A 14,624-nucleotide genomic window follows, 5' to 3' on the forward strand; every position below is an offset into this window, starting at 1 on the left:
CCCGAGCCATGAACCCCAAAACAACTTCCTTATAAGCCGGAATCACAAACGTCGCCGCATGGGGCGTATCGGTGGGAAGAAACTGTTTGGGCTCATTCGCCGCCTCATACAACGCCTCTCCATGATGAAATGGGATAATCCCGTCTCGTTGGCTGTGAATCACTATCAACGGCACCGGACTGATGCGGTCGATATGGTCCACTCCCTCGTACTCGTCGGTAATAGTCCAGCTCAGTGGTATCTGGAACGGCCAGGTCAGCCAGAAGCTGCCGAGTTTTTCCCGGGCAATGCCGCGGAAGCCGGAAAAGGTGCCGTCGAGTATGACGCCGTCGAGGGGCGGTTGCTCCTGCCGTTGTACCCATTCGCTGGCCAGGGCGATGCCGAGGGCGCCCCCGAGGCTCTGGCCGAGGAGGAAAAGCGGCCCGCCCTCGGTTTGCTGTTGTTCCACCAGCCAGCGCAGGCCGGTTTCGCTGTCGTGCAGGGTGCCTTCTATGTCGGGTGCACCGGTGGAGCGGCCATAACCCCGGTAGTCGATGAGGAAGACGTTGTAGCCTTTCTCGGGCAGCCAGGCGACGTTCATCAGGTGGCTGCTGATGTTCTGGGCATTGCCGTGCAGGAAGTAAATTGTGCCTTTAGCAGTGCTCTCAGGGGCGTCTGCGGGCAGCCACCAGCCATGAAGTGTTTCTCCGTCGGCGGTGTCCAGGAACACGTCGTCGTACTCCAGATTTAGGCGGTCAGGGGTGATGTAGGTGACCTTGTCTGGATAAAAGAACACGCTGCTGCAACCAGATTGCAGCAGCAGTGTCGCGGTCAGAGCGGCGCCGGTGAGCGCCTTCAGAAGTAGGCGTGCAGTCCCAGTTGCCATGTGGTGCGGTACCTGTCGTAGTGGTCTTCCCGGCTGTATTCGCCGAACAGGCTGAAGTCCCGTCCGAAGTGCCAGCCGGCTCTGGTGTAGAGTTGATCCTGGCGGTGTTGGTTGCCGACGATCCAGGCTTTGGTTTTTACCCCGGCCATCAGGCTGAAGCGGCTGTTCTGGTGCAGCAACCCGAGATCAGCCCCCGGTGCGGCGTCATAGCCTTTGCCGAGGTCGTCGTCGATTTCCAGGTCGGCGGTGGCCAGGGCAAAGGCCTGTACGTGTGCGCCGAGGTTCCAGCTGCCACCGGCGCCGCCTTCCAGGTAGGGGGTGAAGACTCGTTGGGTTTCGGTGTCGGAGCGGCGTCCGCCGAAGCCGACCTGCCAGGACAGTGGTGAGAAGAACTGGTTGCGGGGAGACAGCGAGCGGATCTCTACGCCAATAAGCTGCTCCACCTGTAGTTCGTCGTTGTCCGTGTAATAGCGGGCGTCAAACCGCAGGAACTGCAATTGGGCACCGCCCCGGTATCCAGCGGGCGGGTCGAGGACATCGTGGTAGGCCGGGCGCAGGGTCAACTGGCTGAAGTTGCGGTCTCCCATCCGGCCACCGGCGAGGCTGAAGCGGAAGGTGTCGTGGCCCTGGTCGTCCCTTACTTCTGGCTCGGGCGGTTTGTCCGGAGCCGGTACATCACGTATCTGGCTGCGAGTCCTCAGCAGGTCATGGGACAGTGGCGCCGCGTGTTCTCGCGGCCAGGCTTCGGCTTCGCTCTGGTAGCGCACGTAATCGTAAGTGGCATCCAGCAGGTGCGCCTTTTCTTCGTCGGGCAGCCGCGCGACTTCTTCGGAATCCACGGGGACGTAGCCGTTGGCAATCGCTGCGGCCAGCGTCTGGTGGTCATCGGGCAGGGTGTCCAGTGAATGGGTCACGCTGGTTGCCGCCGAGGGGCGGTATTTCACTTCTTCCACCAGTTCCTTGTCCACCACCCAGCGCACGGTATCGGAGGGGATGGCATGAGTGCTGACTTCGTCGAGCAGGTCTGTGCCCGGTCGCGCCACGTCGATCAGTGCCAGCAGCCGATAGGCGCAGTTTTCGTCGAAGAAGTAGTAATCGAAGTTGATTTCCCGCAGTTCCCAGGCGTGGGCGAGCATGACGTCTACCTCGTCCTGGGTCAGGTTGAGCTGGTATTCCCACAGGTCCCGGTGTTCGATGTCGGAATACAGGCGGACCATCTCGTAATAAGGTTTGATGGAGGTAATGCCGGGGTAGCCGCCAAAGATGCCTTTGTAGGCGAACAGGATTTCGCTGTCGTGGGCCTCGGCGTCTGCCGCGTAGGAGATGGTATCCGCCAATAGCAGATCGGTTTCCTCGTCGTCCTGGGGCGGATCCAGCCGGATAAAAGTGTGACCAAACATCGAGGACGGGCTGTTGAGGTAGGAAGCGGCAAACACCAGGGTGACGGTTTCGGTGTTCAGGGTGTCTTTCCACTCATCGTATCCGGGGCAGTCGATCTCGTTTCGGGGCAGCTCCAGCTGTTCTCTCAGCCAGCGATCCCTGGCGGGGAAGCGGCAACGGGCATGAGCATCGCCTTCGCCGGGGGCAGTGATGGCCTCCAGGGTGGCCTGTAGTTCTGCTTCGGGGGAGTGCTTGCCGTTCTCGCTGAGAAAAAAGGCATCATCGTCGGCCTGGCTGGTATGCCCGTCGGTATAACGGTTAGGTTGATAGTGGATCAGGGTTAGCCAGTCGGGGTGTGCGTGAAGCTGTCCTGTATCGGGTAATGGGGTGGCGGATGTGTGGGTGCCTGCTGCCAGCCAGATCAAGGCCAGCCCGTACTGAAGCATAGTGCGCATGGATAGTCGGTCGAATCCGGATTGGGCGGATGGGTGAGTCAGGGAAGTGCGCCGTCCCTGGCGCAGTGGGTCCCTTGATGTTGAAAGATCAGGCAGCCACGTACTTGCTGAGAGCCTCATCTTTTTCCAGCAGCGCTACGATAGCGTCTACCGCTTCGCCGGAGGTGGTTTCGGAGTTCGGGAAGATGGTTGCGAAGTTGTCCTGGAGGATCTGGCGGAACGAATCACGGTCCGCTTCGTCTACGCCCAGCAGGACTGCCAGGGTATCCAGGTTCTCGCCGGAACCGCGAGACATGTCACGGGCAACCTTGTCGATGTTGCTGTCCATGTACATGGCCATGGATTGAACGGACTGGTTGGTTTGGCAGCCCAGCGTACCGGTGGTCATACCAAAGGTCTGGTTACCGAATGTGCCGTTAGTGGTGGCAGCCAGAACGTGAGGGGCAATGCCGGACTGGCCCTTCCAGATCATGGCACCTACGCCGCAACCAGGCTGAGCAAAAGCCATGGATGAAGCACCCAGAAGAATTGCACCTGCGATCAGTTTTTTCATTATCCACTCCTTGTTGTGGTCGAGCTTTCGTCGCTTGCCGCGCCGGCGTGTACGCCTTTTTGATGCCGGTACGGTAACGGCCCTGACTGATTTCCCGTGGAGACAGGTTGACCGTTCAGTTGAGTATAGTCCAAATCCGTGAAAGACAAGTTTGCAGGGGTGTGAGTTATTGATTTGTCCCGGAAAGAGAAAAAAATATGACCATGTGTTCATATTCTAAAAAGAGCTAATAAAAATAAAAAATGATCAATATTGTTATATAGACGTTCTTTGGGTATAGTGCGCGCGGCCATGAAGGCTCACACACAACACATGGAGATAATTCTGTGAAAAAAGCACTTATCGCATCCAGCCTGCTGCTGGCCGGCGCAATGACCGGCTGCTCCTCCCTGAACGTCAGCTCCAGCCCGGTTCCGCTCAACGGTTCCGTAGCTACTGATATCAAGGCCGATATCGAAGTTGGCGAGAAAATTACCGGCCAGTCTTCCGCCACCAAGGTTCTGTTCTTCACCATGAGTGATGACAACGAATTTGCGGACGGCATGGAATACGGTAACGGTGGCGGCAGCGCCTTTGGTCTGGGTGGTCTGGACCCGGTATCCGCTGTTAAATCAGCAGCTGCCTACAACGCCATCTCTGCATCCGGTGCTGACGTGATTGTGGCTCCTCGCTACACCGTCAAGAAGAACGACTACGTAGTGTACGGCACCATTGATGTAACTGTTGAAGGTTACAAGGGCACCATCAAGAGTGTGAAGTAAGCACTGCATTGATTGCCCAATACAGAAAAGCCGGAGTGTGTTGTCACGCTCCGGCTTTTCTGGTTTAAGCTAGCCACCAAGATAAGCATTCTGAACATCCGGATTGGCCAGCAAATTCTTCCCTGTGTCGTGCAGCCGGATCTTGCCGGTTTCCAGGACGTACCCCCGATCAGCCAGATTCAGTGCCTGGTGAGCGTTTTGCTCCACCAGAAACACGGTGATCCCTTCTTCCCTCAAGTGACCAATGATCTCGAAGATCTGCTTGATTACCAGTGGTGCCAACCCCAGGGAAGGCTCGTCAAGAATGATCATATTGGGCTTGCTCATCAGCGCACGACCGATTGCCAGCATTTGTTGTTCCCCTCCAGACATGGTGCCGGCACGCTGGTGCTCGCGCTCTTTCAGGCGGGGAAACAGTTCATAGACGTGATCCTGGCTTTTGCGGATTTCGGCCTTGGTGTTGAAGAATCCCCCCATATGAAGGTTTTCCTCTACGGTCAGGCCGGAGAAAACACGCCGCCCCTCCGGTACGATTGAAATGCCGGAGCGCATGATGGTGGCGGTGGGTTCGCGGGTAATATCCCGTCCTTCCAGAATGATCCGGCCAGAAGTGGCCTGGGGGTTGCCGCATACCGTCATCAACAGGGTTGTCTTGCCAGCGCCATTGGCGCCGATCAGCGAAACGATCTCACCTTTCTTAACTTCGACGGACACCCCGTGCAGGGCTTCGATCTTGCCGTAGTGGGTATGGACATCCTCTAGTACTAGCATTGACATGGTTCAGGCCTCACCCAGGTAAGCTTTGATGACGTCGTCGTTGTTGCGGATTTCGTCCGGCGTGCCACTGGCCAGGGGGCGGCCCTGGTTGATGACGTTGATCCGGTCGGAAATATCCATCACCAGGCTCATGTCGTGCTCGATAAGCACGACGGACACGTTGTAGTCTTCCTTCAGGCTGACGATCAGCTGGTTCAGTTCCCGGGTTTCCGCCGGGTTAAGGCCGGCCGCTGGTTCGTCCAGCATAAGCAGTTTGGGTTCGGTGACCATACAGCGTGCAATTTCCAGGCGTCTTTGTTGCCCGTAGGCGAGGTTGCCGGCATCCCGGTTGGCCATGTCCAGCAGGCCAACCCGATCCAGCCAATAACTGGCACGATCCAGGGATTTCTGTTCCCGCTCACGGTAGCTGGGTGTTTTCAGCAGCCCGGATATCAGGTTGGTATTCAGGTGTCGGTGCTGGGCGACCAGCAGGTTCTCTACTACTGTCATCCGGTTGAACAGGCGCACGTGCTGGAAGGTGCGGACCATTCCCAGGCGGGAAATCCGGAAATCCGGTTTGCCCTGAATCTCACTGCCTTCGAACAGGATTTTGCCGCCGCTGGGTTTGTAAAAGCCACTCATGCAATTGAACACGGTGGTTTTCCCGGCCCCATTGGGGCCGATAATGGATACGATTTCGTGTTCCTGAACGTCCAGGGAAACCTGATCGACCGCCAGGAGTCCGCCAAAGCGCATGGACAGATTCTGTACTTCAAGCATCGTCCGTTACTCCTGTTTTTGCAGCTCGATATGGATGCGGCGCATGGGCATCAGACCCTGCGGGCGCCAGACCATCATCAGTACCATGGCGGCGCCGAAGATCAGCATCCGGTATTCGGAGAACTCCCGGGCCAGTTCCGGCAGGATGGTGACCGCAATGGCGGCGAGAATAACGCCGATCTGCGAGCCCATCCCGCCGAGTACCACGATGGCCAGGATGATGGCGGACTCCAGGAAGACGAACGATTCCGGGCTGATAAAGCCCTGCTTGGAGGCAAACACGGTCCCGGCGAACCCGGCAAAGAACGCACCGATAGTGAACGCGGACAGCTTCACGGCGGTACGGCTCAGTCCCAGCGAGCGGGCAGCGATTTCGTCCTCCCGCAGGGCTTCCCAGGCGCGACCGACGGGCATGCGCATGAGGCGGCGGATGACCAGGGCGGTAATCACGGCCAGCACCAGGGCAATCAGGTACAGGAAGATGATCTTGTGCTCACTGCTGTAGGCAATGCCGAAGGTTTCGTGGAACGAGGTGTTGCCTTCCTCCTTCACCCGGCGACCGAACTCCATGCCGAACAGTGTGGGGTCGGGGATGCCGCCGATGCCGTTGGGCCCCCCGGTGAGGCTGGTCATGTTGTTCAGCAGGATACGGATGATTTCGCCAAACCCGAGCGTCACAATCGCCAGATAGTCCCCCCTGAGCCGGAGTACCGGGAACCCCAGTACCAGTCCAAACAGGGCGGCCAGCAGTGCGCCAATGGGGAGTGCAAACCAGAAGGAGACCCCGTAATACTGGGACAGCATGGCAAAGGTGTAGGCACCGACCGCATAGAAGGCCACGTAGCCCAGATCCAGCAGCCCGGCGAGTCCGACCACCACGTTGAGGCCCAGCGCCAGCATGACGTAGATCAGCACCAGAGTGGCCAGATCGACAGCGCCCCTCGACATGAAGAACGGCCAGATCAATGCCCCGATGATGATCAGCGTCAGGAAGGTGGATTCCAGCTTCAGGCGTTTGCTCTGTTCCATGGGCTGGCGATTGGTCAGGGGGTTGAGTGCCGGGGCTTTGCCGAGCAATCCCATGATGTTGTCGCGGAACAGTTGGAAAAGAAAGACCACCACCGCAGCCAGCAGAACCGAGATCATCGTCCGGGTAGTGGCGCCCTCCAGAATGATATTGGTTCCCGAGGCGACCAGGTTAAAGCCAAGGATTGGATATGCAATGATCAACGTGACAATGGCGCAGAACAGCGCGTGTTTCAGATTATGTGCAGCCATCAGATCTTTTCCACCTCCGGTTTACCAAGGAGCCCGGTAGGCTTGAAGAGAAGAATGAGTATCAGCAGTCCGAAAGACACCACGTCCTTGTATTCGCCACTGAGATATCCGGAGGTCATGCTCTCGGCCACGCCGAGGATCAGGCCGCCCAGCATGGCGCCAGGGATGCTGCCGATGCCGCCCAGTACTGCCGCTGTAAACGCCTTCAGCCCGGCAATAAACCCGAACAGTGGGTCGATGGAACCGTAATACATGCCCAGCAGCAGACCGGCGACCGCTGCCAGCGCAGCGCCGATGACAAAGGTGGCGGAGATGATGCGGTTGGTATCGATGCCCAGCAGGCTGGCCATCCCCAGGTCCTGGGAGACGGCGCGGCAGGCGCGGCCTGTACGAGAGCGGGATATAAACAGGGACAGCAGGGTCATGCAGATCAGCGTGGTGATGAAGATCGTAATCTGCATGTAGGAGATCGATGTCTGAAAGGAGTCCGCGCTGCCGAAGCGGAAGCCGCCTTCAATCAGAGCTGGAAAGCCAATATTGCGGGAGCCCTGGGCCAGATGGACGTAGTTCTGCAGGAAAATGGACATGCCGATGGCGGAGATCAGTGGAATCAGCCGGTGGCGCCCACGAACCGGCCGGTAGGCGACTCTCTCCACAGCCCAGCCCATGGAACTGGAGACAATCATCGCGCAGACCAGCGCAACAATAAGTATCAGTGGAAGCCAGGCAACACCCAGGGCGGCAAGCCCGGTGATGGCGATCAGTGCGGTGTAGGCGCCGATCATGTAGATCTCACCATGGGCAAAGTTGATCATGCCGATGATGCCGTAAACCATCGTGTAGCCGATGGCGATCAGGGCATAGGTGCTCCCGATCGTCAGCCCGTTAATGAGCTGCTGCAGGAAATAAAGGAGATCTTGCATTGTTATGGGACTCCGAAAGCCTGCCCCCTCCACTGGCCACACCTGACGCTCCGGGGTGCCGGCGCGGGTGCGGGAAGGATCAACAGGAGCCTAGAAAAACACCTTCTCCCGGATCGCGGTGAGAAGGTGCTCTCATTATTACCGTTTTTTAACGATTTCGGCTCAGTTTACCGGAGTTTTGCTGCCATCTGAATGCCATTCGTACACAATGAACTCAAATGACTTCATGTCGCCTTTTTCGTCGTACTCAACAGTGCCTATTGGGGTCTCGTAGGAGCCACTGCGGAGGGCTTCGGCGACATCGAAGGGGTCTTTTGAGCCGGCTTCTTCAATGCCCTCGGCAATCAGTTGCACCGCGGTATAGGAGGTCAACACGAACGGACCGGAGGGATCCTCGCCTTTGTCCTCGAAGGCCTTGACCAGATCCTGGTTTTCTTCCTGTTGGTCGAAACTGGGAGGAAGCGTGACCAGGAGGCCTTCAGAGGCATCGCCGGCGATGGTGTTAATGTCTTTGTTGCCCACGCCTTCAGGGCCCATGAAGACGGTATCCAGCTTTGCCTGCTCTGCCTGGCGCAGGATCAGCCCCAGTTCCGGGTGATAGCCACCGTAATAGACGTAGTCGACATCGGCTTGCTTGAGTTTGGTGATCAGAGACGAGAAGTCCTTGTCACCGGCGGTAATGCCCTCAAACATGGCGATTTCGACGCCGGCGTTCTTCAGGGTGTCACGAACTGCCGTGGCAATGCCTTCACCGTACTGCTGTTTGTCGTGGACAATCGCGACACGTTCGGGGTTGAGACTGGCGAGGTATTCCCCGGCAACCGGGCCCTGCATGCTGTCGAGGCCGATGGTGCGGAATACCAGTTCGTATCCGCGTTCGGTGATGTCCGGGCTTGTGGAGGCCGGGGTCACCATCAGGATACCTTCGTCCTCGTAGATGTCAGACGCCGGCTGGGTGGAGCTGGAACACAGGTGGCCGACCACAAAGCGAACGCCCTCGTTCACCAGGCGGTTCGCCACGGTGACCGCCTGCTTGGGATCGCAGACATCGTCCACTTCCACGGCTTCCAGCATTTCGCCGTTGACGCCGCCTGCGGCATTGATACGCTCAATCGCCATGCGGGCGCCGGAAAACTGCATATCGCCGTACTGGGCAACGGGGCCGGTCATCGGTCCGGCAATACCAACCTTGATTTCAGCGGCGGCGTGGCCAGCGCCCATCAGGGCAATGGAGGTGCTAACAGCGGTTACGAGTTTCTTTACTGAAGTTCTCATTGGGTCCGTCCTGTTTTGTTCAGGGTTATTCTTATGTTCTCAGATAGTTAAACAAACACCACACCTCGCTGCTTGTCAAGCGGGTTGGGCCAGTCTTTGCTCAGGAACATCAAGCCTTGAATATACAGGAGCAAAGACTGTGCCGGTGTCGGATTAATCGTCGAGGTGGTTCTCTTCTGTGTCCGGGAAAATGAGGGTCTTGAAGCTGTCGTGGTCCCGTAGTTGCTCGAAACTGGGATCCACGGAGGCATCGTCGCGATAGGCCTCGGAAATGTCGATGGCCTTCTGCAGGGTGGCGACAGCGTCTTCCCAGCGGCCGATTTCGGCGTAGGCGCATGCCAGCTGATAGTGCGCGTGGCCGTTGTCCGGCGCCAGCTTCAGGGCGCGCTGACACAGGCTGATGGCCCACAGCGGTTCCTGCATTTCCAGCACTGCATCGGCCTTATAGCTCAGAGCTTCCACATCGTCCGGGCGTAAATCGAGGATATGGTCGTAGGCGGAAATTTTGTTCTGCTGGGACGTTTCCTGGCTGGCTTTCAGCCACAGGGAGTGCACTTCGTTGGTGCGCTCAATTTCTGCCTGGTTCTGGTGGATAATGTCGGATTTCTGCTGCAGCTGCTCTTCGATGGACTTCAGCCGTTTTTCGTATTCAACCACCAGTTCGTTGACCCGTTTTTCGGCCAGGCTGGTGAGCTGATTACGCATGTCCCGGATGGAGTTCCAGCCAATGACCACCAGAATCGAGGTAGCGCCGGCGATCAGATAGAAGAAGTAAGTGACCGTGTCGGTGGCGTAGGACATGGTCTTGTCGGCAACGGACAGTTCCTTGTCCACCACCTTTTCAATGAGTTCCGCCCGGGTGTTCTGCATCTCCTTGCGCAGGGCTTTGCTCTCTTCCAGCAGGTAGAGCTCCACGAACGGGGTGTACATGGGTTTTTCAAGAGTCTCAATGCGCTGTTCAACATCTTCTGCGCTGAGGTCATCGGGCGGCTCCGTGGGTTGCTGTGCCTGGGCGCTGGTGGCAATAAGCGCAGCGAGCAGGAAGCCTGTGAGTAAAGGCAGTAGCCGGGAATTTGCCAGAAGTGTCTGTCGGATAAAATGCGTGGTCATTGAACCTTGTCCGTGTACGGGATTGCTGAAAACAGTGACCTTAGCATAGTGGCTGGCGGAAAAAATGCAGGAAGACCGACAGGATGGGTAAAAACGCCGACTTGCAATTGCAGGAGTAAAGACCTCTAATAGTTAGTGGTATAAATAAATGACGTGCAGGAACAGTGAGGCTTCAGCCGATGGCGGGTAACAAAGTGCTTTACTCGAAACAGCTCAATGCCTCCGATTTCAACCAGAATGGGGCAGCGGGCCCGGATCGGAGTAGTGCCGTGAACAACTATGAACAGGTACTGGTAGCATTGAGACGTGTTATCCGTGCAACTGACCTGCATTCCAAGCGCCTGAGCAAGCACGCGGGCCTGACCGGGCCGCAACTGCTGATCATGCGGACGATCCGCGATCTGGGCGAAGTGACCATTGGCACGATTGCTGACAAGGTCAGCCTCAGTCAGGCGACGGTGACCACCATCCTGGATCGCCTGGAGCATCGTCAACTGGTCTATCGGGTCCGCAGTACCCGGGACAAGCGCAAGGTGCATGCGCACCTGACCGAGGGTGGCGCAGATATTCTGGCCCGTGCGCCTCAGCCCCTGCAGGAGGATTTCATCAAGAAGTTCCAGAGTCTGCACGAGTGGGAGCAGACCATGATCATTGCGTCGCTGCAGCGGGTGGCCAACATGATGGACGCCGACGATATCGATGCTTCGCCGGTGCTTGATGTAGGGCCGGTGCTGAAGGACGACGGCTGGAAGGAGAAGGCCTGAGTCGTTGGCTGGAGTCTGGTGTCAGGGTGGGGTGCCTTTTCTTTCGGGAAAAGAACTCGCTGCGCTCAGACACCTTTGTCCCTGCAGAAAAGGCACCCCACCCTGACACCGATCGGACTCTCAGTTGTCCTCCCGTGGCCAGCCTTCAATGCACCGACGACCCCTTCTTCGGCTTATCCCCGAAACACACCTGATAAACATCGCTGTACTGCTTGGCGAAGTTCACCGTCAGGCCTTCCTTCAGGTAGTCCGGTAGTTCCTCGTAATCCCCCCGGTTCGCATCCGGCAGGATCAGGTTGCTGATTTTTTGCCGGCGGGCGGCAATCACTTTTTCGCGGATACCACCCACCGGTAGCACCTGGCCCGTCAGCGTCAGCTCGCCGGTCATGGCGATGTTCTGTTGTGGCGCTTCCTTGCGTGCGATGGACAGCAGGGCGGTGGCCATGGTGACGCCGGCGCTTGGGCCATCCTTCGGTGTTGCCCCTTCCGGTACGTGCAGGTGCACGAAGGATTTGTCGAAGAACGTGGGGTCGCCCTTGAAGCGCTTGAGGTTCGACGACACGTAGCTGTAGGCGATTTCCGCCGATTCCTTCATAACGTCCCCGAGTTGCCCGGTCAGCTTAAAGCCGCGCTGGGAGCTGTGAATGCGGGACGCTTCGATGCTCAATGTGGCGCCCCCCATGGCGGTCCAGGCCAGGCCTGTGACCACGCCGGTGCCCCTGAGGGATTTTTCCTTGCGGAAGGAAGGCTGGCCGAGGTAGGTCGCCAGGTCCGCAACGCCAACTTTTACGGGTGTGTCCGGATTGTCCAGTAAGCGCACGATGCCCTTGCGGATAATCTTGTGCAGCATCTTTTCCAGGTTCCGCACCCCGGCTTCACGGGCGTAGCCTTCAATGACCTGTTTCACCGCCGCATCGCTGATATTCAGCTGTTTTTTCAACAATCCCACCCGTTTCAGCAGGCGGGGTATCAGGAAGTGCTTGGCGATGGCCAGTTTTTCCTCGGCGATGTAGCCGGACAGCCGGATCACGTCCATCCGGTCCAGCAGGGGGCGGGGAATGGTGTCCAGTTGGTTGGCGGTGCAGATGAAGAGGACTTTCGACAGATCCATGCGAACGTCCAGGTAGTGGTCCAGGAACTCGCGGTTCTGTTCCGGATCCAGGGTTTCCAATAGGGCAGAGGCGGGGTCACCCTGAAAGGACGCGCCGATCTTGTCGATCTCGTCCAGCATGATCACCGGGTTGGATACTTTGCAGTCCTTGAGCGCCTGTACAAATTTGCCAGGCATGGCGCCAATGTAAGTGCGGCGGTGGCCCTTGATCTCGGCTTCGTCCCTCATGCCGCCGACGCTGAAGCGATAGAACTTGCGGCCAAGGGCATCCGCCACCGAATGGCCGATGGAGGTTTTGCCCACGCCGGGAGGCCCGACCAGCAGCAGGATCGAGCCGCTGACTTCGCCTTTGAAAGTGCCTTCGGCAAGGAATTCGACAATGCGATTCTTGACGTCATCCAGCCCGTCATGGTCACGATCCAGTATCCGTCGGGCTTCGGCGAGGTCGAAGTGGTCCTCGGAGGTCTGTCCCCAGGGTACCTGGGTCAGCCAGTCCAGGTAGTTACGGGTGACGCCATACTCCGGTGAACCCTGTTCCAGCACCTGCAATTTTTCGATCTCGTCGTTGAAGCGTTCGCTGACCTGGTCAGGCGGGCTCAGTTTTTCCATGCGGGCCTGGAAGCGCTCCACGTCGGCGGTCTTGTCGTCCTTGGCCATGCCCAGTTCACGCTGGATCACTTTCAGCTGTTCCCGCAGGAAGAACTCGCGCTGGTGCTTCTGCACCTTGTCGTTTACTTCTTCGCTGATTTCCGCTTGCAGCCGTGCGACCTCCTGTTCCTTGCGCATGAGCAGCAACACTTTCTCCATGCGGCGGAGCAGGGGAACGGTGTCCAGCACTTCCTGGAGTTCCTGTCCCTTGGCGCTGGTCATCGAGGCGCCGAAATCGGCCAGGGGGGAGCTGTCGTCCGGACCGAAGCGGGACAGGTATTGCTTTACCTCTTCTCCATACAGCGGATTGGTGCGCAGAAGATCCTTGATGGCGCTGATGATGGCGAGGGTGTAAGCCTTGAGTTCGTCGGCCTCCTCCTCCGGCTCATTGGGATATTCCACCTCCACCAGGTAGGGCGGTTTCCGACGCAGCCACTGGACAATGCGGAACCGTTGCAGGCCCTGGGCAATAAACTGGACCTTGCCGTTCTCCTGCTGGGCGTGGTGAACCCTGACGGCGCAGCCCATGGTTTCCAGCTCTTCGCTGGCGGGGATGTTGCGTTCCGGGTCCGGGCCGTCGACAAAACAGATGCCGAGAACCTTGTGGTCGGTTTCCCCCACACGCTTGAGGGTTTCGTTCCAGGGATCCAGATTGACCACCACCGGCTGGACCTGGGCCGGGAAGAATGGACGGTTGGACACCGGCAGCACGTACATGCGCCGGGGCATCATCTGTTGGGGCAGAGCCAGGTTCTTACTGTTCTCGTCTTTACCAATGTACTCGGTGACGTCTTCCTCGAATTCTTCCAGAGAGTCGTTACGGTTGTCTTCATTCATACCGTGCAAGCATCCATTCGGAAAGTTTGGCAGGAGAGGCTATTGCCCCGATGTCTCACATATTAGGTTATGTAACGTCGGTTAAGGGTATTTCAAGGATGTCCCGTTAAGATGTGCGTAAACCTTGAAATCCGACGGTTTGCCCCCACAACCATGGCAAACTCAACGAACTTTCCCAACCTGTTCAGGTGCTACTGATGAGCGATTCGCCTTACATCTTTGAAGCCAACATGGAGAATTTCCAACAGAAAGTGATGGAAGCCTCCTCAACCACTCCTGTCCTCGTTGATGTGTGGGCGGAATGGTGCGCACCCTGCAAGCAACTGATGCCGGTGCTGGAAAAGCTGGCGGAGGAGTACCAGGGCGCTTTCCTTTTGGCCAAGGTGAATGCAGACGAGCAGCAGCAACTGACGGGGTCGCTCGGCGTACGCAGCCTGCCGACCATTATCCTTGTAAAAGACGGCCAGGCCGTGGACGGCTTCAATGGCGCGCTGCCGGAGAGTGAGATTCGCAAGGTGCTGGACAAGCACGTGGAAGCCCCTGAGGAGGATCCCTACGAAAAAGCTCACCGCCTCTGGGAGGGTGGCGACGTCGAGGGCGCATTGGCGATCCTGACGGAAATGAACCAGAAAGATCCGGAGGACCTCAAGGTCCTGATTGACCTGGCGCAGCTGAAAGCGGAAATGGGTGATCTGGAAACCGCCGAGCAGGTGCTTGAGAGCCTTCCGCCGGAAGAGAAGTTGCAATTCCAGGCCAAGCAGCTGGCGGCCCGCATCAAGTTTCTGAAGCAGTCCGCGGAGTTGCCGCCCGTCAAGGATCTGGAAATGGCGCTGGAGCAGGATCCGAAAGATCCCCATGCCCTGCATCAATTGGCGCTGCACCATATCCTGCAGGAAAACAACGCCGAGGCGATGGAATTGCTGATCCGCCTGATGCAGTCGGACAGCAAATACAAGGACGAGGTCGCCAAAACCACCTTGATCGAGCTGTTCGACAAGCTGGGCAACAACAACCCGGATGTGCGGACCTATCGGCGTAAGCTGTATACGCTGATGCATTGATCTGTGCGGGCAGCGGGGGGGGCGGTTGGGGTTCCGATGTCCGGTGGCTCTTTTTCAAAAGCTCCCT

At 57.9% G+C, this 14,624-nt stretch carries 13 protein-coding genes; 3 read left to right on the forward strand and 10 right to left on the reverse strand.

The annotated features are described in order from the left end of the window. The 3 genes from ACQUWM_RS16650 to ACQUWM_RS16660 all read right to left on the reverse strand — a co-directional run. Window positions 1–865: alpha/beta hydrolase (locus tag ACQUWM_RS16650; protein WP_428922886.1), on the reverse strand; the 865-nt coding region annotated here is incomplete at its 3' end. Next, a complete protein-coding gene (locus ACQUWM_RS16655) occupies window positions 835–2,700 on the reverse strand; it encodes a DUF4105 domain-containing protein (protein ID WP_428922887.1) in 1,866 nt (621 codons plus the stop codon). The genes ACQUWM_RS16650 and ACQUWM_RS16655, both read right to left, overlap by 31 nt. An 88-nt stretch (window positions 2,701–2,788) precedes the next feature. Next, a complete protein-coding gene (locus ACQUWM_RS16660; protein ID WP_406987569.1) occupies window positions 2,789–3,253 on the reverse strand; it encodes a DUF3015 domain-containing protein in 465 nt (154 codons plus the stop codon). 326 nt (window positions 3,254–3,579) lie between these two features. On the opposite strand from ACQUWM_RS16660, the gene ACQUWM_RS16665 reads away from it, so the two are divergent. Beyond that, window positions 3,580–4,014 (forward strand): hypothetical protein, encoded by a 435-nt coding sequence (locus ACQUWM_RS16665; RefSeq protein ID WP_407002648.1) that lies wholly within the window; start codon window positions 3,580–3,582, stop codon window positions 4,012–4,014. Window positions 4,015–4,083: 69 nt separating this feature from the next. On the opposite strand, the gene ACQUWM_RS16670 is transcribed toward ACQUWM_RS16665, so the two are convergent. The 6 genes from ACQUWM_RS16670 to ACQUWM_RS16695 form a co-directional block, all read right to left on the reverse strand. Further along, window positions 4,084–4,785 (reverse strand): ABC transporter ATP-binding protein, encoded by a 702-nt coding sequence (locus tag ACQUWM_RS16670; protein ID WP_407002872.1) that lies wholly within the window; start codon window positions 4,783–4,785, stop codon window positions 4,084–4,086. Between the two features lie 9 nt (window positions 4,786–4,794). Further along, window positions 4,795–5,550, reverse strand: coding sequence for a high-affinity branched-chain amino acid ABC transporter ATP-binding protein LivG (gene livG, locus ACQUWM_RS16675; RefSeq protein ID WP_428922888.1), 756 nt, complete (start codon window positions 5,548–5,550; stop codon window positions 4,795–4,797). A 6-nt stretch (window positions 5,551–5,556) separates the two neighbouring features. Further along, window positions 5,557–6,828, reverse strand: a complete 1,272-nt coding sequence (locus ACQUWM_RS16680; RefSeq protein ID WP_428922889.1) for a high-affinity branched-chain amino acid ABC transporter permease LivM — start codon at window positions 6,826–6,828, stop codon at window positions 5,557–5,559. Then, window positions 6,828–7,751 carry a high-affinity branched-chain amino acid ABC transporter permease LivH gene (livH, locus tag ACQUWM_RS16685; protein ID WP_428922890.1) on the reverse strand — a complete coding sequence of 308 codons (924 nt, stop codon included), beginning with the start codon at window positions 7,749–7,751 and terminating at the stop codon, window positions 6,828–6,830. The genes ACQUWM_RS16680 and livH overlap by 1 nt, the downstream gene beginning before the upstream one ends. A gap of 162 nt (window positions 7,752–7,913) precedes the next feature. Further along, the gene (locus ACQUWM_RS16690) at window positions 7,914–9,026 is read right to left on the reverse strand and encodes a branched-chain amino acid ABC transporter substrate-binding protein (RefSeq protein ID WP_428922891.1); all 1,113 of its coding nucleotides are present in this window, start codon (window positions 9,024–9,026) and stop codon (window positions 7,914–7,916) included. A 153-nt stretch (window positions 9,027–9,179) separates the two neighbouring features. Then, window positions 9,180–10,136, reverse strand: a complete 957-nt coding sequence (locus ACQUWM_RS16695) for a TPR end-of-group domain-containing protein (protein WP_428922892.1) — start codon at window positions 10,134–10,136, stop codon at window positions 9,180–9,182. A 269-nt stretch (window positions 10,137–10,405) separates the two neighbouring features. On the opposite strand from ACQUWM_RS16695, the gene ACQUWM_RS16700 reads away from it, so the two are divergent. Further along, window positions 10,406–10,900, forward strand: coding sequence for a MarR family winged helix-turn-helix transcriptional regulator (locus ACQUWM_RS16700; RefSeq protein ID WP_036190703.1), 495 nt, complete (start codon window positions 10,406–10,408; stop codon window positions 10,898–10,900). 145 nt (window positions 10,901–11,045) lie between these two features. Here ACQUWM_RS16700 and lon read toward each other — a convergent pair whose 3' ends face one another. Further along, window positions 11,046–13,496, reverse strand: coding sequence for an endopeptidase La (gene lon / locus ACQUWM_RS16705; RefSeq protein ID WP_428922893.1), 2,451 nt, complete (start codon window positions 13,494–13,496; stop codon window positions 11,046–11,048). A 197-nt stretch (window positions 13,497–13,693) separates the two neighbouring features. Between lon and trxA the strand changes: the two genes are divergently transcribed. Then, complete coding sequence (trxA, locus tag ACQUWM_RS16710) at window positions 13,694–14,557, forward strand: thioredoxin (RefSeq protein ID WP_428922894.1); 864 nt, start codon at window positions 13,694–13,696, stop codon at window positions 14,555–14,557. The last annotated feature ends 67 nt before the right edge of the window (window positions 14,558–14,624 follow it).

Source organism: Marinobacter sp. DUT-3, from assembly GCF_050379435.1.
Lineage (GTDB): Bacteria > Pseudomonadota > Gammaproteobacteria > Pseudomonadales > Oleiphilaceae > Marinobacter.